The organism is Mycobacterium sp. NGS51, from assembly GCF_059812525.1.
This window is the reverse complement of sequence record NZ_JCALCV010000002.1, coordinates 321,978-344,741: the sequence shown is the minus strand read 5'-3', so window position 1 is coordinate 344,741 and position 22,764 is coordinate 321,978. Positions and strand designations below refer to the sequence as shown.

The following is a 22,764-nucleotide window of genomic DNA, read 5'->3' as shown; positions in this document are numbered from 1 at the left end:
CGTCAGTCTCGGAAGGAGGTAGACGCGATGGCGCTGCAAGAACTGTGGTTCGGTCTGGTGGCGGTGCTGTTTCTCGGGTTCTTCATCCTGGAGGGCTTCGATTTCGGGGTGGGCATGCTGATGGAGCCGTTCGGCCGGGCCGGCACCGGCGACATCGAGTCGCATCGCCGTGCGGCGCTGAACACCATCGGCCCGGTCTGGGACGGCAACGAGGTCTGGCTGATCACCGCCGGTGGCGCGATGTTCGCGGCGTTTCCGGGCTGGTATGCAAGCGTGTTCTCGGCGCTGTACCTGCCGCTGCTGGTGATCCTGGTCGGGATGATCGTGCGGGCGGTCGCCATCGAGTGGCGCGGCAAGATCGACGACCCGAAGTGGCGGGCCCGGGCTGACGTCGGTATCGCCGCTGGGTCGTGGCTGCCCGCGGTGCTGTGGGGCGTGGCGTTCGCGGTGCTGGTGCGCGGGCTTCCGGTGGACGCCGACCACCGTGTCCACCTGTCGGTCGCTGATGTGCTCAACCCCTACACGCTGGTGGGTGGGCTGGCCACCGGCGGGTTGTTTTTGCTGTACGGCGCGGTGTTTGTGGCGCTGAAAACCGCCGGCGCGATCCGCGACGACGCGCTGCGGTTCGCGGCGTGGTTGTCGGCACCGGTGACCGCGCTGGTTGCCGGGTTCGGGTGGTGGACCCAACTGGCCTACGGCAAGACGTGGACCTGGCTGGTGCTGGCCGTCGCGGTCATCGCCCAGGTGGCGGCGGTGGCGTTGGTGTGGCGCCGCGGCTCTGACGGCTGGGCATTCTTGTCGACCGCGGTGGTGGTGGCTGCGGTGGTGATCCTGCTGTTCGCTGCGCTGTATCCCAACCTGGTGCCTTCCACGCTCAACCCGGCCTGGAGCCTGACGATCTATAACGCGTCGTCGACCCCTTACACGTTGAAGATCATGACGTGGGCGGCGGTGGTCTTCGCCCCGTTGGCGATGACCTACCAGGGTTGGACGTATTGGGTGTTCCGGCAGCGGATCTCGGCCGAGCGGATACCCCCGTCGACCGGCCTTTCGAGGCACCCGTCTTGAGCGGAAGCGGTTCGTCAGCCCAAGCACCGCTGGACCCGCGCTTGTGGCGGGCATCGACGGCGGTGCGCCGGTTTTTGGCCGCCACGGTGGCCTACGGTGTGGTGATCGCCGGCTGCGCGGTCGCTTCGGCGATGGTGTTGGCACAGATCGCCTCCCGGGTCATCACCGACCCGTCCACCCGCAGCGTCGAGCGTTGGATGCCGCTGATCTCGATCCTGGCGGCGCTGTGGGCAATTCGCACGGCGGCCCACTGGCTGCAGGCGCGGCTGGGCCAGCGGGGCGCCAGCGCGGTGATCGCCGATCTGGCCGGTCAGGTGCTGACCGCGGTGACCGCGCGCGCCCCCCGGGAACTGGCCGCCCAGCGCGACGCCGCCGCGACGGTGGTGACCCGCGGCCTGGACGGGTTGCGCCCCTACTTCACCGCCTACCTGCCCGCGTTGGCGCTGGCCGCGATCTTGACCCCGGCCACCGTCGCGGTGATCGCGCTCTACGACCTGAAGTCGACGGTGATCGTGGCGGTCACGTTGCCGCTGATCCCGATCTTCATGGTGCTGATCGGCCTGGCCACCGCCGACCGGTCAGCGGCCGCGCTGGCGGCCATGACCACTCTGCAGGCCCGACTACTGGATCTGGTCGCCGGAATTCCCACGCTGCGCGCGCTGGGCCGGGCCGCCGGGCCCGAACATCGCATCGCCGAACTTTCGACGGCCCACCGCCGTTCGGCGATGGCCACGCTGCGGATCGCCTTCTTGTCGGCACTGGTGCTGGAGCTGCTGGGCATGCTCGGCGTCGCCCTGGTCGCGGTCAGCATCGGGCTGCGCCTGGTGTTCGGCCAGATGAGCCTGACCGCCGGGCTGACGGTGCTGCTGCTGGCGCCGGACGTGTACGCACCGCTGCGCCGGATCGGGGTGGAATACCACGCCGCCCAGGACGGCCGCGCGGCCGCCGACAAGGCGTTCGCGCTCATCGACGACTCGACCGGCGGCCCGGCCCCAGGACACCGGACCGTGTCCGCGCGCGGTGCGGTGATCCGCGCCGAACGGCTCAGCGTCGCCGGCCGCGACGGGAAGGCGCCACGCGCGCTCACCGCGGTCTTCGAACCTGGGCAAGTGACGGTGCTCACCGGCGCCAACGGCGCCGGCAAGAGCACCACACTGCAGTGCGTCGCCGGGCTCACGGTGCCGACGTCGGGGCGGATCACCGTGGCCGGGATCGACGTCGCCGACCTCGACCCGGCCCGGTGGTGGCGTCAGCTGTCCTGGCTGCCGCAACGCCCGGTGCTGATCCCGGGCAGTGTCGCCGACAACCTGACGCTGTTCGGCGAACTCGATGATGCAGAAACCGCTTGTGCGGCATCTGGTTTCGATCTGGTGCTGGCGGAGCTGCCCGGCGGAGTGCACACCGAGCTCGGGTGCGGCGGTGTCGGGCTGTCGCTGGGTCAGCGACAGCGGCTCGGCCTGGCCCGCGCGCTCGGATCACCCGCGCCGGTGCTGCTGCTCGACGAGCCGACCGCCCACCTGGACGCCGAGACCGCAGACGCGGTGTTGCGGGCCCTCGTCGAGCGGGCGCGGGCCGGCGCGACGGTGATCGTCGTCGGCCACCGTGACCCGGTGCTGGCGATCGGCGACCGGGTGATCGACGTGGAAGCGAGTCGTTATGCGCCCGCCTGATCTGCTGACCGCGTCAACCCTGCTGCGCCCGCGGCTGCCCCGGCTGGTGCTGGCAGTCACGTTGGGGGTGTTGTCGCAGGCCAGCGCGCTGGGGCTGGCCGGGGTGTCGGCCTGGCTGATCACCCGGGCCTGGCAGATGCCGCCAATCCTGGACCTGTCGATCGCGGTGGTAGCGGTGCGGGCGTTGGCGATTTCCCGCGGCGTGCTGCACTACTGCGAGCGGCTGGCCACCCACGACACCGCGCTGCGCGCGGCCGGCGTCGCCCGCGGCACAATCTATCGCCGGCTGGCCCACGGACCCGCAGACGTCGCGACCCGGCTGCACAGCGGTGAGCTGGTGGCACGGGTCGGCGCCGACGTCGACGTGCTGGCCGACGTGCTGGTGCGCGCCCTGCTGCCGATTGGGGTCGCGGTTGTGCTCAGCGTGGCCGCCGTGGCGGTGATTGCGGTGATTTCGCCGGCGGCCGCCGCGGTGCTGGCGGTCTGCCTGCTCGCCGCCGGGGTGATCGCGCCGTGGCTGTCGGCGCGGGCAGCCGCGGCGGCCGAAGACGTTGCCCGCCAACACCTGGCCGAGCGTGACGTGGCGGCGATGCTCGCGCTGGAGCACGCCAGCGAGCTGCGCGTCAGCGGCAGACTGCCTGATATCGTCGCCGAGTCGCAACGCCGGCAACGCGCCTGGGCCGACGCGATCGACGCCGCGGCAACCCCGGCCGCGGTGGCCGCCGCCATGCCCACCGCAGCGATCGGGGTCAGCGTGCTCGGCGCGGTGATAGCCTCGATCTCGATCGCGCCCACCGTCGCGCCCACCACCCTGGCGATCCTGATGCTGTTGCCGCTGTCGGCATTCGAGACGACCGCGGCGTTGCCGGCCGCGGCCATCCAGTTGACCCGGTCGCGGATCGCGGCGCGGCGGTTGCTCGACCTGGCCCCCGCAGACCAGCCGGGCACCGACCCGGCTCGCCCGCCGGCGCAGTCGCATCCACCGGTGACCCACCGGCTGTGCGCCGCCAATATCCGCGTCGGTCACCACGCCGAGCGCTCGACCCTGGTGACGGTGGACCTGCAACCCGGTGCCCGGCTCGCGGTCACCGGCCCCAGCGGCTCCGGCAAAACGACGCTGCTGATGACGCTGGCCGGCCTGCTGCCGCCACTACACGGCCAGGCCGAGTTGGACGGGACCGCGCTCAGTGATTTCGACGAAGACCAATTGCGCAACGCCATCACCTTTTTCGCCGAAGACGCACACACTTTCGCCACCACCGTCCGCGACAACATGCTGGTGGCCCGCGGCGACTGCCGCGACGACGAGCTGATGGCGGTGCTGCACCGGGTCGGACTCGGTGGGTGGCTGGCCGGCCTGCCCGACGGCTTGGCGACGGTGTTATCCGGCGGTGCGCAGGCACTGTCCGCAGGTCAGCGCCGCCGGCTGCTGCTGGCCCGGGCCATCATCTCACCGGCGCGCATCGTGCTGCTCGACGAACCCACCGAACACCTCGACGCCGGCGACGCCGAGGTGCTGCTGCGCAGGCTGCTCGACCCCGATGGCGGGCTGGTCAGCGCAGAACGGACGGTGGTCGTGGCCACTCACCATCTACCCAACGACATCGGCTGCCCGGAACTGAACGTCAACGCCGGCGGCTACTCCACCCCGCGCCTGCCGGCGTGTGCAACAGTCGGATCATCGTCTGCTGCCCGTGGGGCCTCGGCTCGGTAGGCAGCCCGACCGGGGGTAGCCCGCACTTTGTGCGGCCACCAGAACCAGCGTCCCAGCAGCGCCGCGGTGGACGGCGTCAGGAAGGAACGCACGATCAAAGTGTCGAACAACAACCCGAGCCCGATCGTGCTGCCGGCCTGTCCTATGGAGTACAGGTCGCTGGCGACCATGGACATCATGGTGAAGGCGAACACCAGGCCCGCCGCGGTGACGACCGAGCCCGTGCTGCCGATGGAGCGGATGATGCCGGTCTTGATTCCGGCGCCGATTTCTTCTTGGAAGCGGGAGACCAGCAGCAGGTTGTAGTCTGATCCGACGGCCAGCAAGATGATCACCCCGAACACCGGCGCGATCCAGTTCAGTTCCAGGCCGAAAATATGCTGCCAGACCAGCACCGTTAGCCCGAAAGCGGCACCGAGCGACAACAGCACCGTGCCGACGATCGTGGCTGCGGCCACCAGCGCGCGGGTGATGATCAACATGACGATGAAGATCAGCGTCACCGCGGCTACCCCGACGATCAGGATGTCGTATTTCGCGCCGGTTTGGATGTTGTTGTAGACCGCGGCGGTGCCGGTGAGGTAGAACTTGGCGCCGGTCAGCGGGGTGCCCTTCACCGCGTCGTGCGCCGCGGCCAGTACCGGCTTGACGAAGGAGATGCCGGTGGGGGTTGCCGGGTCCGCGTCGTAGGTGATGATGAAGCGCGCGGCCTTGCCGTCCGGGGACAAAAAGAGTTGCAACCCCTTCTGGAAATCGGGGTTGTCGAAGGCTTCCGGCGGCAGGTAGAAGTAGTCGTCGGCCTTCGAGGAATCGAAGGCCTGCCCCATTGCGCTGGCCGTGTCGGTCATCCGCTCCATCTGGGTGATCAGGCCCGAGAAACTGCTGTGCATGGTCAGCAGGCTGCCCTGCATGGACCGCGCGACCGCGATCATCGGCGCAAACTCCGCGACCATTTGGGGCAGCACCGTGTTCAGGTCGTCGATGTCTTGAAGCAGCGGCTGCATGTTTTCGCTGAATCTGTCCACCCCGTCGTAGGCCTCGAACACCGACCGCGCCGCCCAGCAGACCGGGATGTTGAAGCAGTGCGCCTCCCAGTAGGTGTAGTTGCGGATCGGTCGTATGACGTCGTCGAAATCGGCGATGTGATCGCGTATCTCATCCGCGGTGTGTTTTATTTCCACCATGTGATCGCCCATGTTCCCGGTCGTGTCGCTCATCTGCCCAACCAGGTCACGCAGCCGCTGCATGGAATTGATCATGGCGCCGAGGTCGTCGCTCATCGTGAGCATGTCGGCCATCCGGTCGTGCATGAACTGCAGGTTTTCCTGTATCGGGACCGCCTGCATGCTGATCTGAAACGGTATCGACGTGTGATCGATCGGGCTGCCCAGCGGCCTGGTAATGCCTTGTACTCTCTCCACGCCGCGGGTGCGGAACATGTTCTTGGCGATCCGGTCCAAAATGAGCATGTCGCTGGAATTTCGCATATCATGATCGCTTTCGATCATGAGAATATCGGGATTCATCCGGGCCGCGCTGAAATGTCGCTCCGCGGCGTCATACCCGACGATCGACGGGAGATCGCTGGGGATGTAGTAGCGATCGTTGTAGCTGATCTTCATGCTCGGTACCAGGAGCATGCCGGCCAGGGTGACCAGTAGCGCCGCCACAAAGACCGGTCCGGGCCAGCGGACGTTGGCCGTGCCGATGCGCCGCCACCCACGCCCCTCGACACGCTTGGGGTCCAACAGGCCGAAGCGGCTGGCCACCGCGACGATCGCCGGCGCCACAGTGAGCGCGCCGGCGATCACGACAAGCAAACCCAGCGCCGACGGGATGCCCAAGGCCTTGAAATAGGACAACCGCGCAAAGTGCAAACACAATGACGCGCCGGCAATCGTCAGGCCCGAACCTAAAATAACGTGCTGGGTGCCGTGAAACATCGTGTACCAGGCGGTTTCTCGGTCTTCGCCGGCCTGGCGCGCCTCATGGTAGCGCCCGATGAGAAAAATCGCATAATCCGTTCCTGCGGCGATGGCCAGCGACGACAGCATGGCGACGACGAATGTCGAAAATCCCAGCAGGCCGTAGTGGCCAAGAACCGCGACAACTTGACGGGCCGTGAGCATCTCGATGAAGACCATCAACAGGACCAGAAGCACCGTGCTGACGGAGCGATAAACAAGCGCAAGCATGATCATGATGACCACGCCGGTCACGCCCATCATTTTGAACATGCTTTTGTCGGCGGCCTCGGTCATGTCCGTGGTGAGCGCGGCCTGCCCGGTCACATACACCCGCACCCCGTCCGGTGGCGGTGACGCGTCGACGATCTTGCGGACCGCGTCGACCGACTCGCTTCCCAGGGTGCTGCCCTGATCGCCGGCCGTGTGGATCTGCGCGTACGCAGCCTTGCCGTCGGTGCTTTGCACGCCAGCGGCCGTGATCGGATCTCCCCACAAATTCTGGATATGCTGGACGTGTTCGTGATCCGCCACCAGCTTTTCCACCAAGGTGTCGTAATAGCGGTGGGCATCCTCGCCGAGTTTCTGGTCGCCTTCTAAGACCAGCATGACCATGCTGTCGGAATCGAACTCCTGGAAGGTCTTACCAATCTGTTTGGCGGCGATCATCGCCGGCGCATCCTGCGGCGACATCGTGACCGCATGATCCCTGGCGACGAATTCGATCCACGGCACCAACACGTTCAACGCGATCGTCAGCGCCAGCCAGGCGAGAATAATCGGGACCGCGAGCCGACGGACCGCCCGCATGTACAGCGGGCGGGTGTCGTGGTGGCTGCTCATGCGGCTTTCACCAGACAAAACACCTGGGCGTGATGCCCGTCGGAGAAGTGCTCGTCTTTGATGTCACCGTTGACGGTGATGCGACACCCGATACCGTCGCTGTCGCCTTGGGCCAACACGTTGGCGATGACCGCCGGGTTTGTCGTCGTCATCTCGTGGGTCCAGGGCAGGCTGCTGAACTCTGCCTGTTCGGCCTGGCTATCGACGTTCAAATAGCTCACCCCCCCGGCGGCATGGCGTGGCCCGAAAACCTCGTAGGTCACATGTTTGGTATTGATCGACTCGATCACTTCAGAGCCGCTTCCGTTCCAGGAGAAAATCGCGTCGGAGCCGAATACGCCGCGAAGGTTGATAACGGCGATACTCCCGAGAGTGGCCGCCACGACGACGACTACGGGCACCCAGGCCCGCTTCAGTGGCGCGAAAATGAGGGTCTCCCTTCGCTTTAGGGGCTAGCGTTCGGACGTGAACTTGTTCATCCGTACATTCCCGTCCGCGGGGCCGGGAAACGATCTCAGGCCAACGACAAGAAGAGCTTTTCGAGTTCGGCCTCGGTGCGCGCCGGGCCGTCGGCACTGTCAGTCCCGATGATGCACTGCCGCAACCCGGCCGCGACCACCATGAAGCCGGCACGGTCGAGCGCACGAGAGACCGCAGCCAGCTGCGTGACAACTTCCTTGCAGCCACGGCCCGCTTCGATCATCGCGATGACCCCTGAGAGCTGGCCTTGTGCACGGCGTAGCCGTGTCAGTACCAGATCCATCGCATCGGCGGACGCCACGATCTGCTCTTCGTTCTACTGTCTTCTACAGGCGGGGGTTGCCGCCAGCCACCCCGGACCTCGCTCGATCGAGGTCATCGCAGTTCCTGGGTGAGCGCGCTTATCGCGGTTTCTAGTTGGCGGGTGGCTTGTTCGGCGACCGGCGACAGACCCGGATCGTCGACGACCTCCGCCATCAACCGGGGGTGCATCGCTTCGATGTGTACCGTTGCCGGGTTCTGCGGATCCTCGCGGACGATGACGTTGCACGGCATCAGCAACCCGACCTGCTTCTTCGCCGACAAAGCCCGATGTGCCAGCTGCGGGTTGCAGGCACCGAGGATCAGATAACGCTCCATCGACTCTCCCAGCTTTTCCTTCAGAGTCGCTTGCACGTCAATCTCAGTTAATACCCCGAACCCGTTGTCTTTCAATATCTCCCGAGTTCTCGAGACCACTTTGTCGAAGTCGGCTGCGTCGATGGATGTGCTTATGGCGATGGACATGTCATGTCTCCTTACCCGATAGCGGCGATGTGTGACGGGTAGCCTTGTTGTATACCCCGGCAGGTGTCCACGCATGAAGGGTAACCCATACCGGTGTGGGTATTCAACGTTAGGTGGCGGCACATGCGGGACACGTCGCCGGTGGCAGCCATCGGACGACGAGGACGGCGACTGTTCGGGTTGGCTTTATACCCGCCAGGGTATATGATTGTGACAATGCCGCTCTATGGCCCGGTTCTAGTTTTGGTGGCCCGGTTCTAGTGAGGAGAGTCAAATGGCACGAGTCGTCATCCTTGGCGCCGGTATCGCCGGACACTTCGCCGCGCTGCACCTGCGGCGATGGCTGCCGCGCGCACACGAGGTCGTGGTGGTGTCCCCCAACGCCGATTGGAACTGGATCCCGTCGAACATCTGGGTCGGGGTTGGCCGGATGCAGGCGAACAAGGTGCTGATCCCACTGCGGCCCGTTTACCGCCGCAAGGGCATCGAGTTCCATCAGGCTTTTGCTACCGCGATCCGCCCCGAGGGCACCGGCGACTCCTCGCCGCCGTCGGTGGACTTCACCTACACCGACGCCGAACGCCATGACGAGACCGGCAACCTCACCTACGACTACCTGATCAACGCCACCGGTCCGCAGCTGAACTTCGCGGCCACACCCGGCCTGGGGCCCGGCGGGCACTCCTGGTCGGTATGCACCGCCGAGCACGCCGTCGAGGCGGGCAAGGCCTTCGAACAGGTCGTCGCCAAACTGAAGGCCGGAGAGCGGCAGCGTCTGGTCGTCGGCATCGGTCACAGCACCTGCACCTGTGAGGGCGCTGCATTCGAGTACACCTTCAACGTCGATCGAGTCCTGCGGGATGCCGGCGTACGTGACCTCGCCGAGATCATCTACCTGACCAACGAATACGAACTCGGCGACTTCGGCGTCAACGGCATGAAATTCATCGATAAAGGTTTCTTACAGTCCAGCCGGATGTGGACCGAATCGCTGTTCCGCGAGCGCGGGGTCAAGGCGATCACCCAGGCTGCCGTGCACGAGGTGATGGACGGCAAGCTGCGCTACGAGCAACTCGACGGCAACGAGCACGACCTTGACTTCGACTTCGCGATGCTGCTGCCGCCGTTTCGGGGTGCGCCGCTGGCCGCCTACGACAAAGACGGCGACGACATCACGTCGGTGCTGTTCGCACCGTCGGGCTTTCTCAAAGTCGACGCCGACTACTCGGGCAAGCCGTATGACGAATGGTGCGCCGAGGATTGGCCGCGCACCTACGAGTCGCCCGCCTACCCGAACATCTTCGCCCCGGGCATCGCGTTTGCCCCCCCGCACCCGATCTCCCGGCCGCGCAAAAGCGTCAAGGGAACGGTGATCACGCCTGCACCGCCGCGCACCGGGATGCCATCGGGCGTCATGGCCAAGACGGTCGCCGAGACCATCCGTGACCGGATCAAAAACCCCGACGCTATCGCCCATCAGGCCTCGATGGCGACCATGGGTGCTGCGTGTATCGCCTCAGCCGGCACCGGTTTGCGTAAGGGCTCGGCCGCCTCGATGACGATGTTCCCGGTCGTTCCCGACCCGGCGAAGTATCCGCAGACCGGGCGCGATATCCCGGGCACGTTCGGTGAACTCGGCCTGGCCGGCCACTGGATGAAGCTGATGCTGCACTACATGTTCATCTATAAAGCCAAGGCCCGACCGCTGTGGTGGCTGATCCCCGAATGAAAGGCGCCCCCGTGGACGAGAACGGCCTCAACTCAGACGCCAACACCCGCACCGCCGAGAGCATTGCCGACGCCCCGCTGCCCACCCGTGCGACGCTTCGGATGCGGCAAAACATGCTCGTGCAGTCCTGGCGGTTCACCCACTTCACGCTTAGGATGACGCGAATCATCTTGCGCGGGCATCGTCGCTGATTAATGGCTGGTGTGTGTTCTCCTGCTACTGTCAAGGCCAACACCGCCCCTGCCGTGCAACTAAATGATGGACCTCGTGCCCGCTCATAGTTTTGGAAGTCTCGAAGCCGCCGTCATGGACCGGGTGTGGAGGCGGGGGGACGTGGTCACGGTGCGCGACATCTTCGAGGATCTGGTACGCGAGCGGCAGATCGCCTACACCACTGTGATGTCGACCATGGACAACCTGCACCGCAAAAGCTGGCTGCAGCGCAAAAAGGCCGGCAAGGCCTTCCACTACTGGCCGACCATGACCCGAGAGGAATATTCAGCCGCCCTGATGCGCGATGCGTTGGACACCGGCGGCGACTCAGATCTAGTGCTGTCGTTTTTTCTCGGCCAGATGAGCCAGGAAGACTCGATAGAGGTTCGGGCCGCCCTGCGTCGCATCATCGAGGGCGGGAACCTCACATGAACACCGCTATTTTGCTGGTTTTGCACGCGTTGGCGCTGGCTTGGTTCGGGCCGCCGCTGCTCCGGCGCGTCACCGGGCGTGGTGTGCATCCACGTCTCGCTGTAGCGGCGTGGGTGACGACGGTGACCGCAGTTATCGCCACGTGGGTTGGCGCGCTGGTCATCCTGCTCATCGACGTGTTAATGAGTATAGGGCGGCATTCGACACTCACAATATGCCGGAAGATACTCGGTATCGCGGGCCACTTGGGACTGCCGCAGAAGGCCGGTTCGGCCTTCGCTTTGGGCTTCCTGACAGTGGGCTTGATGGCGACCGCTGTGGTGATCCTGCGTAGTGCTCGCCGGCTGCGGCAACAGCGGTCGTGCAGCCGTCGCCACGCGTCGATCGCCCTGATGATCGGCCGGCCCAGTGACCAGCCCGGTGTAGTGGTGATATCCGCAAGTGAGCCTACTGCCTATTGCGTGGCGGGTCGGCCCAATGCCATCATCGTCACCACCGCCGCCTTCGACCGGCTCGACGAATCGCAGTTGGCCGCTGTACTGGCGCATGAGAGAGCTCATCTGACCGGCCGTCACCACGGTCTGCACATGCTGCTGCGAGCGATTGCTACGAGCATGCCGCGGCTGCCGTTGTTTCCCGCGGCAGCGGATGCGGTCGCCGACCTGTTGGAGATGTGTGCCGACGATGTCGCGGTCCGTTGCTACGGTCCGGTGCCACTGCTGAGCGGATTGTTGGCCCTGGCGGGGCAGAGGTCGGTAGCGTCGTCGACTGCGTTGGGAGCCGCCGGTACTGCAGTACCGGCCCGCGCCGCACGGCTGACCAGCCCGGCGTCCCGCGGTATCCAGTGGCGCGAGAGGCTGGCGCCGACGACCGCGATCTGGCTTGCGATCCTGACGCCGCTGGCAGCTGGGCTAGCTTGCCACCTATGACGCTGCGGGCATCGCGCGTTCCCAAATCGGGAAAGTCACGTTCCCGGCGGTACGAGCTCACCGCCAGAGACCAGGCCTCCAAGAGTTTTCGTCAGGTCCCCGAGGGCCGGGGACGTCTCTGAATACCTGACCAAAACCTAGCCGGTCGCGGCGCTGGCCGGATTTCGACGGTCTTCTGGGCGTCCTGATGCCGTTCCCGACGGTAGGCATGGTTGTCGGGGTGCGGCGGGTGTGAGTGTAGCGGGCACGGCGAAGGCCACGCGACGCTTGGACGTGCGTGGCGGGCGCGGGTGAGCCTTGTTGCAGGCCATCATTCGTCCGCCCGGGTGCAGATCAGCTCGTCACTGCGAGTGGTGCAGGAAGTCGTCGAGCCAGCGCTCAATCTGGCGCATACATCCTGGTTCGAGGCTGCCGGCACGCCAGTGATTCGCTTATGGCTGATCGTGCGGGGCTGTTCGCTCATCGCCCATGTCGGTTTCGGCAGGCGTAAAGCTAAGTGGTCAGCGGTCCGCCGTTATCGGATCCCATACGCGTGAGAAGCCGAAGTCGGTGAAATCGTTGATATTTCGGGTAGCGAACTCGTCGACACCGTGGTGCCGCAATGTCAGCGCCAGCCGGGCATCGAATAGGCGTCGGCGACCAATTCCGGCCGCGGCCGCCAACGCCCACACCTCGTTCATCACTGGGGCGTTCTCAATGAGCGCCCAGCGTCGGTTACGACGGAACGTCTGACAGACCTCCGCCGCCTCGGGGCCATCGAGCGGTCGCGGCACCACCGCAGGGTTTCGCAGCAATTGATACAGCTCCATAAGCACGAGCTCACAGATTGCGACGTCGCTCCGACCACCGCACTCGACGAGGAAGGCAGCGGCGTCGTCATGTTCGGGGCAATCCTGATTTTGGGCATACAGCAGGACATTCGTATCGATGGAGAGCACGGGGTGACTCACGTCTCGTTCGCAAGGTCGCGCCACGCTTCTTCGGACGCAAGAAACGGACCGAGTCGACGGGGCGTGGGCGGCTGCCAGGCCTCGGGCGCTACGTCGCGCCTCGGATAAATCTGCACCATGTGCTCAAGCCCGCGACGAACGACCTCGGCAAGCGTCATTTCGTGCTCATGCGCGACACGCTTGGCGTCGCGGTACAGCTCATCCGGAAGCTGGACTTGCGTACGAATCATACATTGATTTTACATCTACATCAAAAATGCACGTCTTCTAAATCCGCAGGACCCAGCGCAACGGCGCGGACCGCGTTGACGGGCGAAGTCTACCAATTTGGCAATGCAGTGGTAATATCATGCTGGTGTACGTGACGGTCGACCGAGTGGGGCGGGTTGTCATTCCCAAGTCGCTGCGCGTCGCGCTGGGAATCACACCGGACACACCGCTCGAACTGATTCCAGACGGGTCGGGTCTGCGGATAGAGCCCGTTCGGCGCCGCGAACGTGCAATCGGTACCAGCGACGGGCTGCCGATACTCGGCGACGTCGAAGGTGCTGTGCTGACGGATGACGACGTGCGTCGACTGCGCGATGACATTCAACGGTGACCTTTGGGCGTGCGACACAAGCATTGCGGTCGCCGCTCTCGATCCGGCCCACGAAGCGCACCCCGCCTGCCGCCGAGCTCTTGTCGACTATCGTCCTGCGCTTGCGGGACACGCTACGTTCGAGACGTATTCGGTGCTGACACGGCTCCCGCTTCCGCTGCGCTTGAGTGCCGGCCAAGCAGCTTCGGTACTGGCTGCGGCTTTCCCGGAAGACTGTTGGCTCGACGCAACCGGAACCCGCGATCTTCGCGAGCGACTCGCCGACCTCGGTATCGTGGGCGGATCGGTCTATGACGCCCTCGTCGGACAGGCCGCCGTCACCAATCAACGCACCCTACTTACCCGTGACCGTCGGGCCGAGCGAACTTACCGCTCGCTCGACGTCGAGTACCGGTTCGTGGACTGACGGCAGCGTTACCGCCCGCAAAGGGCAGGTTGTTTTGCCGAATCGGCGCAGTATGTTTCACCCGATAGGCTAGCGGCTCGGCGCGCGCAAGCTAGCCGCCGGCACCGCCGATCTTCGACTCCTTCGGAACGGTACGAATGAGCTTGTGATTGGCGAACTCGCCGATTCCGTAGTGCGAGAGCTCGCGCCCAAACCCGGAGCGCTTGACCCCTCCAAAGGGAAGTTCGGGCGATGTCCACGTGGGATGGTTGATCCACACCATGCCGCTGTCGAGTCGGTCGGCGACCGACTGCGCGGCTTCGACGTCACCGGAGAAGACGGTGGCTCCCAGTCCGAAGCTCGACGCATTGGCTTTCTCCACGGCGTCGTCGTCATCGTCTATGGCGTACACGACGGCTACCGGGCCGAACAACTCTTCGCTGAACGCGCGCATGTCCTCGGTGACACCGGTGAGCACCGTTGCCTCGAAGTAGGCGCCGGGGCGCCCGGCGCGGTGACCACCGACTACTGCTGTTGCACCCTTGTGGAGCGCGTCGGCAACGAGTTCGTCGAGATCTTTCGCCGCCTGCTCGGACGACAATGGCCCCAGCGTGGTCGATTCGTCCCGTGGATCCCCCAACTGCAGGCTTGCGAACGCCTCGGCAAGCCCCTCGACAAAACCGTCGTAGAGGTCTTTGTGCACGAAGAAACGCTTGGACGCTACACAGCTCTGTCCGGTGTTGGCCATGCGTCCGTTTGCGGCGCCCTCGATGAGGCGGCCAAAGTCGCCGCCGTCGTCGAGAACGATGAACGGGTCGCTGCCGCCGAGTTCGAGCACCGACTTCTTGAGGTTCCTGCCGGCTTGCGCGCCCACACTGGCCCCCGCGTCCTCGCTGCCGGTCAAGGACACGCCCTTGATCTTGGGGTTATCGATAATGCGGGCGACCTTTGATGCGGAGACGAAGAGGTTCGTGTACACGCCCTGTGGGGCGCCCGCGTCGGCGAACAGCTTCTCCAGCGCCAACGCCGACTGCGGACAACTGCTCGCATGCTTGATCAGAACCGTGTTGCCCAGCAACAGATTCGGCCCGGCGAAGCGGACCACCTGATATAGCGGGAAGTTCCACGGCATCACGCCGAGCAGAGCACCGATCGGGCAGGTGCGCACGATGGCCGAACCATCGTCGACGTCGATGCTTTCATCGGCAGTCATCTGTTCGCCGTTGTCCGCGTAATACTTCAAGATCGCCGACGCCAGCGCGACTTCACCTTTGCTTTCACCGATCAGCTTGCCCATTTCCAACGTGAGCAGTGGTGCAAACTCGCCCGTCCGGTCCGTCAGAAGCTGCGCGGCTCGTGCGAGAATCGCCGCGCGCTCGGCCTTGTCGGTGGCGCGCCACGATGAGTATGCGGAGTCCGCGGCCTCGATGGCGTCGTCGACTTGTTGGTCGGTGAACTCGTCGAACTGCTTGACCGTGGAATTGTCGGCGGGATTGATAGTGGCGATCGGCATGAAATTCTTACCCTTCGAACCTCAATTGGGGCATTGGCTGGGATGCCCACGACCGGAGATCGACAAACATGTACCTCGGTGTGCTTTCGAGGCGCGCCAGTGCTGGGATCTATAGCGGAAACGGTGCCCTCGGCACTTCGCGATGTCGATCGCAGACCCGCGACTGCGAAACACTGCGCCGAGACGTCACGAAGGTGAAACACATTGCGAATATGGCGAATTGGTACCTTAACGCCGGGATGGAAGATACAGATGGTTGATCCAGTTCCACGTCACGCCGGCGCGCCTTCTGCCGCCCGCTTGAGCGCATCCAACGTCGTGCGGATGTTGGTCCGCTGAAATTCCGCAAAGCTTTTGCCGGACGTCACAACTCGGTCGAACACCGCTACCACGGGCCCTGGCCACGACGTCCTGTCGTCAGTCCACGTCTCGGTGACCCGGGTCCTGCCGTCGCCGATCGGCTCGAACCGGTACTCCCAAGATGCATTCGCCGCTCGCAGTCGAGGCTTTTTCACACCGATCGTGTGAACCTGAAAGGCGAACCGACGCCCGGGGTCAGCAGCGGTGACGGTGCATCGGGTAGTCCAACGAGCCGGACCGCGCTTGTTGCGTCCTTCGAACATCATGCCGACAAACGCGGTTCCGTCTTCCGCTGAATTCAAGACAATCGCTCCGCGGTTCTCCGGGCTCCACTGCCCCATCCGGGTCGGATCACTGATTAACGAGTAGAGCTCTTCTGCGTCGGCATTGATGTCGACGGTGTCCGAGACCGTCATGGTTCGTGTCATAGATCCAACCGTAGACATTTCAGGGTCGTAGCCGGTCAAGCGGTTTGGGTGATTTCGCGGTGTGCGCCGGAACGCTCACCAGGATTACCGCAGCTCCGCAATCACCTTGGCGAAGCCGTCGGCGTGGTTCTCCTGCACGGTGAACGACGTCAGCCCGTAGGTGTCGCGGAATCCGCGCAACTTGTCGGCCATGTCGCGCGATGATCCGCTCAGCACGGCGGGTAACGCCAATATCTCCTCGTCCGACAGTGTCGGCGCATACCTACGGGTCAAGGACAGATCGGGCATCCCCGAGTTATCCGTCGGCACCGCGGTGATCGCCAGGTTCAACTCGAGCCGCCCGAATCGGTCACCGGCAGCGGCGCGAACGAAGTCGATGCGCTCAGCCAGCGGATCGTCGACCGCACCCGGGTTCGCCCCGGTCAGCCCGATAATGTCGGCGTAGCGGGCCGCCACTGTCAGCAATCGATCACCGTTGCCGGCGATCAGGATCGGCACGCTCGGGAGGTGCTTCTTCAGGTACGTCGTGACGTGCTCGAGGTAGTCGACACGACGCCCGGCGCTGGGGTAAGGCAGCTCGGCAGCTTCGAATTCCTCACGCGCATAACCGGCACCGAGACCGGCCTCGAACCGTCCATCGCTGAGCAGATCGACCGCGCCGACGTCGCGGGCCAGCAGGGCCGGCTTGTAAAAGCACGCATTGAGCACGTAGGTGCCCAGCCGGACCGTCGTGGTGGCCTGAGCGATCGCGGTCAGCGCAGGAAACGGCGCCGGCGCACCGAGGTGATCGGGCAGATGCAGCACATCGAACCCGTAACCCTCCAGCCGTCGCGCTTTATCGACGAGTGCGGTGCGCGACTTGACTGCGTGGATGCCGATCGAAAAACGAAAGGCACATTCCTTCTCCAAGCCCACCAGTATCTCCGTTCTATTTCCAGGAGTGAGCCGCCGCCACCAGCCCCTGCACCAGCGCCGACGTCACCGGTGACAACCCATCCTCAGCCGGCATCGGGCTGCGCGGGCTGATACCTCTGACCCGCGGCGGCAATTCCAGCTGCGCCCCAGCCCGACGGGTGCGGTTGACCGGGTTGTTCGGATGCAGGCCACGCAATTCGAGGGGAATCTTGTCGAGGTCGGTGATCACCTGGTAGCCGGGTAGATCGATGTGCTCGGCCAGGTGGGCGGCCAGCGCGCGGTTACGGCCACCTGCCAACAGGTGCGTGCTGCGCCCGATACGCCCATAGCCGTGCAGCGACACCGCGACGTCGACGTGATCGAGGAACTCCGCGAGACGAGCCGACTCGCGGGCGTGGAACCGAGCCGACGACAGGTGGTGCGGGTAGTGGTCGGGATGGCGCACCAGATACACCGATGCGTCGGCGGCCTCGGCGGCACGTTCGGCGATCACGTCGGTCATCTCTTCCAGCCCGCCGCCATGAATGGCGAGAAAGCCGAAACGTGATCGCAGCCGACTCGCCTCGATCACCCCGGTATCCGCCAGCAACTCTGAAAGCGTTTGCGGTGCAGGTGAATCGGGAGCGGTTAGCGGTCGGTGCCAGTGGGCGGGATCCCAGCGGCGCAGGAAGTCGATCCAGCGTTGTGGCAGCTTGTGGTGCAGCGCGCCGTCGATGATGCGCTCGAGGTAACCCGGCCGCGGCGCACCCGGGTTGACGCGGTGGTCGATGTAGACCCAGGCGGGCGACAGCCCCTCGTCGGTGTGAACGGCCAGCCGGTCGCGCCGGTAGCGCACGGGCACGCCTTCGGCACTGTCCAGGGTGGCCAGGTCATGATCGGAGATCTGCCAGATGACGCCGTGCACCACAGTCTCGGCAAACGGCTCGACGGTGGCCACGCCGCGCTGATTGATCAGCCAGTCGTGGCCATGCAGTACCGCTGGGCGTGGGTCTGCCGCGTCGGGACACCGCGACGACATCTGCTCAACGCACAGGTTTGACCCGTACGCGAAGTAGGCATGACGGCGATCGGCCATTAGCCCTTCACGGTCAGATAAATCAGCACCACATTGAGCAGACTAATCAGCACGCCGACCACCCAGCCAACAGCCGTGGTGAGGCGGTGGTTGACGTCGACACCCATGATCGTGCGGTTGCTGGTCAGCCGGACCAGCGGAAGGAGCGCGAACGGGATGCCGAACGACAGCACGACCTGCGACAACACCAGCGTGCGGGTGGGCTCCAAGCCGAACGCCAGAATCACCAGTGCCGGCGTCAGCGTGACCAGTCGGCGGGCCAGCATCGGCACCGAGCGGTGCAGCAAACCCTGCATGATCATCGCGCCGGCATAGGCGCCCACCGATGACGAGGCCAATCCGGAGGCCAGCAGCCCGATCGCGAAGAACACCGCGATCGTCGGGTTGACGGTGTCGCGGACGGCGGCGTAGGCGTCCTCGATGGAACCGGTATGGCGGCCCTGCATGTTGAGCGCCGCCACGAGCAGCATCGCCCCGTTCACCCCGCCGGCGACAACCATCGCCAGCCCGACGTCCCAGCGGGTCACGCGCAGCAGTCGGCGTCGGCGAGGTCCGGGGTCGGGATGCCCGTGGCGGTCGCGGGTCAGACCGGAATGCAGATAGACAGCGTGCGGCATGACCGTGGCACCCAGCATCGCCGCGGCCAGCAGTACGCTTTCGGTGCCGCGGAACTGTGGCAGCAGGCCGCCGATCACTTCGTCGGGCGGCGGCGTGGCGACGAAGAAGCTGGCCGTGAAGCCGATCGCGATGACCACCAGCATCCCGGTGATGACATGCTCGAAGAGGCGTTGACCGCGCCGATCTTGGATTCCCAACAGCAGCAACGACACCACGCCGGTGATCAGCCCGCCGAGCAGCATCGGCAGACGAAACAGGATGTGCAGCGCGACGGCGCCACCGATCACTTCGGCGACGTCGGTGGCCATCGCCACGACTTCGGCCTGCACCCAGTAGGCCAGCCGGCCCGGGCGGTTCAGCTGCCCCCCGACGGCCTCCGGCAGCGTGCGCCCGGTGACCAGGCCAAGCTTGGCGGACAAGTACTGCACCAGCCCCGCCATCACGTTCGCGGCGACGATGACCCACAGCAGCAGGAAACCGAACTGCGCTCCGGCGCTGACGTTGGCCGCCACGTTGCCCGGATCGACATAGGCGATGGCGGCGACGAACGCCGGTCCGAGCAGATACCAGCCCGTTTTGTCCGGGGTCTGGGTGTCGTGCGCCACCTAACTCACTTTCGGCATGCGAATAAGAAAGTTAGGGTAGCCGAAACATTCAGCCAGTCGCGTAGAGGCCCCGTCCCGTGACCAGCGGCAGATCCAGGGTGGTCCGGATACCGGGCGGGGCGGCCACCACCGCGGGGATCGCATTGACGACTCGCATCGCGGTGGCGACTAGGCCGGCGTGGTTGTGATCGCCGTTGCGGCTGCTCAAGCAGACATCCACGGCGTACGACGGCTCGCCGGTGATCTTGATGCGGTAGCAGCCGCCCGGCTGCGCGGGCTGCGGCCAGTCGGGGCACAGGTCCTCGCGGAGCCGGGTGACGTGTTCGAGGACGACCGCGGGCGAGCCGTCGACCATCCCGAGCACCTCGAACCGCAGCGCCGCCGCGCTGCCCTTGGCGATGTGCCCCGCGGCGATCTCGAAGTCCTCCGGCGCGGGTTGCCGCTCGTATCGCTCGGTGACCTCGTCGAGTTCGACGCCCAGCCCCGCGGCAAGCTGACGCACCACCGATCCCCAGGCCAGGCTGAGCACACCAGGCTGCAGGAGCATCGGGGTCTCGCCGATCGGCTTGCCGAACCCCATTACGTCGACCATCACGGTCGCACTGTCATAGGTGGCGTAGTCGACGATTTCCATGCACCGCACCTGTTGGATGTTCTGGCAGGTGCCGGCCAGTGCCAGCGGCAGCAGGTCATTGGCGAAGCCGGGATCGATGCCGTTGACGTACAGGCTCGAATTGCCCTCCCGTGCAGCATCTTCCAACGGTGTGAGCATCTCTTGGGGAAGAACCTGCCATGGATACTGCAGGAACACTGCGCTGCTGCCGACGACGTTGATGCCGGCGGCCAGGATTCGTCGGTAGTCCTCGAGCGCTTCGGGGAGCCGGTTGTCGGCCATCGCGGTGTAAACCGCGCACTCCGGCTTGGTGGCCAGCACCTCGTCCAAGTCGGTGGTGGCGGCGACGCCGGTCGAGACATCAAGGCCGGCAAGCTCGCCGGCGTCCTTACCGGCTTTTGCCTCCGACGACACCCACACGCCGGTGAGGTCGAACTGTGGATTGGTGATCAATGCCCGCAAGGCGTGGATCCCGACATTGCCGGTGCCGATCTGAGCGACGCGAATGGTCATGTCACAGGTCCGGGATCGGTAGGTCGAGGTTGGGGAAGGTGATTCCGCCGTCGACTTCGAGTACCTTGCCGGTCAGATAGGCGCCGGCGGGAGAGGCCAAATATACTGCTGCGGCAGCGATCTCGTCCGGTTCGCCGAGGCGTCGCAGCGGTGTCGCCTTTTCCATCGGTGCGCGCAGCTCGTCGTTGGAAGCGACGATGTCCAGCGCCGAGGTGGCGATCGAGCCGGGGGCGATGGCGTTGACCCGGATCCGCGGGCACAAATCCAGCGCAGCCAGCCGGGTGTAGTGGGCGAGGGCGGCTTTAGCGGTGCCGTAGGCGGCGAAGCCGCGTCCGGCCACCCGTCCCATCGTCGAGGTGATGTTGATGATGCTGCCGCCGGAGTGCTCGAGCATCAAGGGCACCGCTGCAGCAGTCAATGCATGAGCGGTGCCGACGTTGAACGTGAATGCGTCTTTGAGGTCTTTGGTCGAGGTGCTCAACAGCGCGTTGGGCATCGTGCCCCCGACGTTGTTGACGACGACATCCAGCCGACCGAAGGCCTCGACGGCCTGGCCGGCCAGTTCCGCGGTCACCTCCGGATGGGCCAGATCCCCGGTGACGACGTGAGCGCGTCGGCCGGCGGCGCGGACCTGTTCTGCGACGGCCTCTAGTTCAGATTGAGTCCGCGAGGCAATCACAACGTCGGCGCCGACATCGGCGAAAGCGAGGGCGATTGCCGCGCCAAGACCGCGGCCGGCGCCGGTCACCACGGCGACTTTGTCGTCAAGCCGGAATTTGTCGAGTATCACGGCCGCCACCGTAACAAGGCACGGGTCCTCGCGGAACCGCATTTTTGAAACACGTTCTAGTTCCCGCGCGCTATGACTTGATTCTGTGGTAGTATCGAACCTATGTTCGAGTCTTCGGAGTTGTCGACCACCGGTGAGTCGGCTGAGTTACTCGAGCAAGCCTGCGCGGCGGCACGCGGTGAAGCGCAGGCTATTGCGCGGCGGCTGACCGCGATTGCCGATCTCATGCAACTGCGGGACCGGCAATACGGCGATTGCGCGGAGTGGACGGCCGACTTGTGGGACGCAATCGCGGCAGAGTTGGCGGCGGCGTTACGGGTCAGCCGCGCGCTGGCATCGAGCTACATGAGCGACGCCGAAATAATGCGTGAGCGATTGCCCAAAGTGGGTGAGTGTCTGGCGACGGGGGACATCAACTACGCGATGTTCCGGGTGATCGCAGATCGCACGGCGCTGGTCACCGATGACAAGGCGCTGGCGGCCATCGACGCGCAGCTGGCGATCCGCGCGCCGCGCTGGCCGTCGCTTACCCGGGGAAACCTGGCAAGGCGAGTCGATGCCATCGTTGCTCGAGTCGATCCTGATGCGATCCGGCGAACCAACAAAGAGGTCAAAGACCGCTACTTGAATGTGTCGGAATCGGTACCGGGGATCGCCGAGGTCTACGGGAATGTGTTCGCCAGCACCGGTCGGGCATTGGATCGCCGCTTAGATGAACTTGCCGGCACCGTGTGCGAGGCCGATCCACGGACGAAGGCGCAACGGCGCGCCGATGCCCTGGACGCGCTGGTCGCCGGCGCCGACCGGCTGCTGTGCACCTGTGGAGATTCGGAGTGTTCGGATGCGCGGGGCCGGGTACGGAATCGCAACGTGGTGATCCATGTCATCGCCGAGCAGGCCAGTGTCGACGGCAAGGGGACCTCACCCGGCTATATGGCCGGTGCGGACCAGCTGATCCCGGCCGAGGTTGTCGCCGAGTTGGCGAAGTCGGCAACACTGCAGCCGCTCCTCGTCCCCGCAGGCGGCGAACCGCACTACCTCCCGTCGGCCAAACTGGCCGAGTTCGTACGGTGCCGGGATCTGACGTGCCGGGCCCCCGGCTGCGACCAGCCTGCGGTGTATTGCGATGTCGACCACACCATCCCGTATGCCGAGGGCGGTGCCACCCACCCATCCAACTTGAAGTGCCTGTGCCGAAAGCACCATCTGCTCAAGACATTTTGGGGCTGGCGCGATAAGCAGCTGCCCGACGGCACTGTCATCTGGACGCTGCCGTCCGGGCACACATACGTCACCAGCCCCGGCAGCGCACTTCTGTTTCCGTCGTTGACCGTGCCCACCGGCGAACTGCCCGAACGGGTGCCGAGGTCCTACGACCGATGCGGTGAGCGCACCGCAATGATGCCCACCAGGCAGCGCACCCGGGCTCAGGAGCGATCACGCCGGATCGCCGCCGAACGCAACCAAAATCGTAACGACCGGCTCGCCCGGCAACGCGCCTACACCCACGCCCGGGCCCCGCAACTGGGTGACCCCGACGAGCCACCGCCCTTCTAATGCGTTTCTTCGG

Annotated in this window: 23 protein-coding genes; 10 read left to right on the top strand and 13 right to left on the bottom strand. The window is 65.2% G+C overall.

All coding sequences use genetic code 11. From position 1 onward, the window contains the following. Positions 1 to 27: 27 nt before the first annotated feature. The 3 genes from cydB to cydC all read left to right on the top strand — a co-directional run bounded on the left by cydB (position 28) and on the right by cydC (position 4,452). Positions 28 to 1,068 carry a cytochrome d ubiquinol oxidase subunit II gene (cydB, locus tag AC5Y5W_RS04290; protein ID WP_499896312.1) on the top strand — a complete coding sequence of 347 codons (1,041 nt, stop codon included), beginning with the start codon at positions 28 to 30 and terminating at the stop codon, positions 1,066 to 1,068. Positions 1,069 to 1,154: 86 nt separating this feature from the next. Next, the gene (cydD, locus tag AC5Y5W_RS04285; RefSeq protein ID WP_499896774.1) at positions 1,155 to 2,738 is read left to right on the top strand and encodes a thiol reductant ABC exporter subunit CydD; all 1,584 of its coding nucleotides are present in this window, start codon (positions 1,155 to 1,157) and stop codon (positions 2,736 to 2,738) included. Then, positions 2,725 to 4,452 carry a thiol reductant ABC exporter subunit CydC gene (gene cydC / locus AC5Y5W_RS04280; RefSeq protein WP_499896310.1) on the top strand — a complete coding sequence of 576 codons (1,728 nt, stop codon included), beginning with the start codon at positions 2,725 to 2,727 and terminating at the stop codon, positions 4,450 to 4,452. The genes cydD and cydC overlap by 14 nt, the downstream gene beginning before the upstream one ends. On the opposite strand, the gene AC5Y5W_RS04275 is transcribed toward cydC, so the two are convergent. The 4 genes from AC5Y5W_RS04275 to AC5Y5W_RS04260 form a co-directional block, all read right to left on the bottom strand. Then, positions 4,377 to 7,259 carry an MMPL/RND family transporter gene (locus AC5Y5W_RS04275; RefSeq protein WP_499896309.1) on the bottom strand — a complete coding sequence of 961 codons (2,883 nt, stop codon included), beginning with the start codon at positions 7,257 to 7,259 and terminating at the stop codon, positions 4,377 to 4,379. The two genes, cydC and AC5Y5W_RS04275, sit on opposite strands and share 76 nt — an antisense overlap. Next, entirely contained in the window at positions 7,256 to 7,687 is a 432-nt protein-coding gene (locus AC5Y5W_RS04270; protein ID WP_499896773.1) for an MmpS family transport accessory protein, read from the bottom strand. The genes AC5Y5W_RS04275 and AC5Y5W_RS04270 overlap by 4 nt, the downstream gene beginning before the upstream one ends. An 86-nt stretch (positions 7,688 to 7,773) precedes the next feature. Continuing rightward, positions 7,774 to 8,022, bottom strand: a complete 249-nt coding sequence (locus AC5Y5W_RS04265; protein WP_499896771.1) for a metal-sensitive transcriptional regulator — start codon at positions 8,020 to 8,022, stop codon at positions 7,774 to 7,776. 92 nt (positions 8,023 to 8,114) lie between these two features. Then, positions 8,115 to 8,525: a DUF302 domain-containing protein gene (locus tag AC5Y5W_RS04260; protein ID WP_499896307.1), complete on the bottom strand. Its 411-nt coding sequence runs from the start codon at positions 8,523 to 8,525 to the stop codon at positions 8,115 to 8,117. A gap of 274 nt (positions 8,526 to 8,799) precedes the next feature. Here AC5Y5W_RS04260 and AC5Y5W_RS04255 point away from each other — a divergent pair, with 274 nt between their 5' ends. The 4 genes from AC5Y5W_RS04255 to AC5Y5W_RS04240 all read left to right on the top strand — a co-directional run bounded on the left by AC5Y5W_RS04255 (position 8,800) and on the right by AC5Y5W_RS04240 (position 11,828). Beyond that, positions 8,800 to 10,254 carry an NAD(P)/FAD-dependent oxidoreductase gene (locus tag AC5Y5W_RS04255; RefSeq protein WP_499896305.1) on the top strand — a complete coding sequence of 485 codons (1,455 nt, stop codon included), beginning with the start codon at positions 8,800 to 8,802 and terminating at the stop codon, positions 10,252 to 10,254. A gap of 11 nt (positions 10,255 to 10,265) precedes the next feature. Next, positions 10,266 to 10,445, top strand: coding sequence for a hypothetical protein (locus AC5Y5W_RS04250; protein WP_499896303.1), 180 nt, complete (start codon positions 10,266 to 10,268; stop codon positions 10,443 to 10,445). Between the two features lie 64 nt (positions 10,446 to 10,509). Continuing rightward, entirely contained in the window at positions 10,510 to 10,899 is a 390-nt protein-coding gene (locus tag AC5Y5W_RS04245) for a BlaI/MecI/CopY family transcriptional regulator (RefSeq protein ID WP_500022137.1), read from the top strand. Further along, positions 10,896 to 11,828 carry a M56 family metallopeptidase gene (locus tag AC5Y5W_RS04240; RefSeq protein ID WP_499896300.1) on the top strand — a complete coding sequence of 311 codons (933 nt, stop codon included), beginning with the start codon at positions 10,896 to 10,898 and terminating at the stop codon, positions 11,826 to 11,828. The genes AC5Y5W_RS04245 and AC5Y5W_RS04240 overlap by 4 nt, the downstream gene beginning before the upstream one ends. A 500-nt stretch (positions 11,829 to 12,328) precedes the next feature. On the opposite strand, the gene AC5Y5W_RS04235 is transcribed toward AC5Y5W_RS04240, so the two are convergent. After that, positions 12,329 to 12,766, bottom strand: a complete 438-nt coding sequence (locus tag AC5Y5W_RS04235; RefSeq protein WP_500010166.1) for a type II toxin-antitoxin system VapC family toxin — start codon at positions 12,764 to 12,766, stop codon at positions 12,329 to 12,331. Between the two features lie 8 nt (positions 12,767 to 12,774). Further along, positions 12,775 to 13,008 (bottom strand): antitoxin, encoded by a 234-nt coding sequence (locus AC5Y5W_RS04230; protein ID WP_500010070.1) that lies wholly within the window; start codon positions 13,006 to 13,008, stop codon positions 12,775 to 12,777. A gap of 131 nt (positions 13,009 to 13,139) precedes the next feature. On the opposite strand from AC5Y5W_RS04230, the gene AC5Y5W_RS04225 reads away from it, so the two are divergent. Both AC5Y5W_RS04225 and AC5Y5W_RS04220 read left to right on the top strand, forming a co-directional pair. Continuing rightward, the gene (locus AC5Y5W_RS04225; RefSeq protein WP_500010071.1) at positions 13,140 to 13,379 is read left to right on the top strand and encodes an AbrB/MazE/SpoVT family DNA-binding domain-containing protein; all 240 of its coding nucleotides are present in this window, start codon (positions 13,140 to 13,142) and stop codon (positions 13,377 to 13,379) included. Continuing rightward, entirely contained in the window at positions 13,339 to 13,785 is a 447-nt protein-coding gene (locus tag AC5Y5W_RS04220; protein WP_500022136.1) for a type II toxin-antitoxin system VapC family toxin, read from the top strand. Before AC5Y5W_RS04225 ends, AC5Y5W_RS04220 begins: the two co-directional genes overlap by 41 nt. A 91-nt stretch (positions 13,786 to 13,876) precedes the next feature. On the opposite strand, the gene AC5Y5W_RS04215 is transcribed toward AC5Y5W_RS04220, so the two are convergent. From AC5Y5W_RS04215 to AC5Y5W_RS04185, 7 genes are all read right to left on the bottom strand, one after another. Then, complete coding sequence (locus AC5Y5W_RS04215) at positions 13,877 to 15,277, bottom strand: NAD-dependent succinate-semialdehyde dehydrogenase (RefSeq protein WP_500010072.1); 1,401 nt, start codon at positions 15,275 to 15,277, stop codon at positions 13,877 to 13,879. A gap of 272 nt (positions 15,278 to 15,549) precedes the next feature. Then, positions 15,550 to 16,065 (bottom strand): SRPBCC family protein, encoded by a 516-nt coding sequence (locus AC5Y5W_RS04210; RefSeq protein ID WP_500010073.1) that lies wholly within the window; start codon positions 16,063 to 16,065, stop codon positions 15,550 to 15,552. A gap of 84 nt (positions 16,066 to 16,149) precedes the next feature. Next, positions 16,150 to 16,974: an LLM class F420-dependent oxidoreductase gene (locus tag AC5Y5W_RS04205; RefSeq protein WP_500010168.1), complete on the bottom strand. Its 825-nt coding sequence runs from the start codon at positions 16,972 to 16,974 to the stop codon at positions 16,150 to 16,152. A 19-nt stretch (positions 16,975 to 16,993) separates the two neighbouring features. Then, positions 16,994 to 18,055: a poly-gamma-glutamate hydrolase family protein gene (locus tag AC5Y5W_RS04200; protein ID WP_500010074.1), complete on the bottom strand. Its 1,062-nt coding sequence runs from the start codon at positions 18,053 to 18,055 to the stop codon at positions 16,994 to 16,996. Continuing rightward, a complete protein-coding gene (locus AC5Y5W_RS04195; protein ID WP_500010075.1) occupies positions 18,055 to 19,278 on the bottom strand; it encodes an Nramp family divalent metal transporter in 1,224 nt (407 codons plus the stop codon). The genes AC5Y5W_RS04200 and AC5Y5W_RS04195 overlap by 1 nt, the downstream gene beginning before the upstream one ends. Positions 19,279 to 19,327: 49 nt before the next feature. Beyond that, on the bottom strand, positions 19,328 to 20,404 hold the full coding sequence (locus tag AC5Y5W_RS04190; protein WP_500010076.1) for an NAD(P)H-dependent amine dehydrogenase family protein: 1,077 nt from the start codon (positions 20,402 to 20,404) through the stop codon (positions 19,328 to 19,330). A 1-nt stretch (position 20,405) separates the two neighbouring features. After that, on the bottom strand, positions 20,406 to 21,194 hold the full coding sequence (locus tag AC5Y5W_RS04185) for an SDR family oxidoreductase (protein WP_500010077.1): 789 nt from the start codon (positions 21,192 to 21,194) through the stop codon (positions 20,406 to 20,408). A 102-nt stretch (positions 21,195 to 21,296) separates the two neighbouring features. Between AC5Y5W_RS04185 and AC5Y5W_RS04180 the strand changes: the two genes are divergently transcribed. After that, positions 21,297 to 22,751, top strand: a complete 1,455-nt coding sequence (locus tag AC5Y5W_RS04180; protein WP_500022135.1) for an HNH endonuclease signature motif containing protein — start codon at positions 21,297 to 21,299, stop codon at positions 22,749 to 22,751. Positions 22,752 to 22,764 lie beyond the last annotated feature (13 nt).

Coding starts and splice junctions, on each gene's coding strand:
- cydB (WP_499896312.1), top strand. CDS start 28: ATGGCGCTGCAAGAACTGTGGTTCGGTCTGGTGGCGGTGCTGTTTCTC.
- cydC (WP_499896310.1), top strand. CDS start 2,725: ATGCGCCCGCCTGATCTGCTGACCGCGTCAACCCTGCTGCGCCCGCGG.
- AC5Y5W_RS04275 (WP_499896309.1), bottom strand. CDS start 7,259: ATGAGCAGCCACCACGACACCCGCCCGCTGTACATGCGGGCGGTCCGT.
- AC5Y5W_RS04265 (WP_499896771.1), bottom strand. CDS start 8,022: ATGGATCTGGTACTGACACGGCTACGCCGTGCACAAGGCCAGCTCTCA.
- AC5Y5W_RS04260 (WP_499896307.1), bottom strand. CDS start 8,525: ATGTCCATCGCCATAAGCACATCCATCGACGCAGCCGACTTCGACAAA.
- AC5Y5W_RS04255 (WP_499896305.1), top strand. CDS start 8,800: ATGGCACGAGTCGTCATCCTTGGCGCCGGTATCGCCGGACACTTCGCC.
- AC5Y5W_RS04245 (WP_500022137.1), top strand. CDS start 10,510: ATGATGGACCTCGTGCCCGCTCATAGTTTTGGAAGTCTCGAAGCCGCC.
- AC5Y5W_RS04240 (WP_499896300.1), top strand. CDS start 10,896: ATGAACACCGCTATTTTGCTGGTTTTGCACGCGTTGGCGCTGGCTTGG.
- AC5Y5W_RS04230 (WP_500010070.1), bottom strand. CDS start 13,008: ATGATTCGTACGCAAGTCCAGCTTCCGGATGAGCTGTACCGCGACGCC.
- AC5Y5W_RS04220 (WP_500022136.1), top strand. CDS start 13,339: ATGACGACGTGCGTCGACTGCGCGATGACATTCAACGGTGACCTTTGG.
- AC5Y5W_RS04215 (WP_500010072.1), bottom strand. CDS start 15,277: ATGCCGATCGCCACTATCAATCCCGCCGACAATTCCACGGTCAAGCAG.
- AC5Y5W_RS04210 (WP_500010073.1), bottom strand. CDS start 16,065: ATGACACGAACCATGACGGTCTCGGACACCGTCGACATCAATGCCGAC.
- AC5Y5W_RS04200 (WP_500010074.1), bottom strand. CDS start 18,055: ATGGCCGATCGCCGTCATGCCTACTTCGCGTACGGGTCAAACCTGTGC.
- AC5Y5W_RS04190 (WP_500010076.1), bottom strand. CDS start 20,404: ATGACCATTCGCGTCGCTCAGATCGGCACCGGCAATGTCGGGATCCAC.
- AC5Y5W_RS04180 (WP_500022135.1), top strand. CDS start 21,297: ATGTTCGAGTCTTCGGAGTTGTCGACCACCGGTGAGTCGGCTGAGTTA.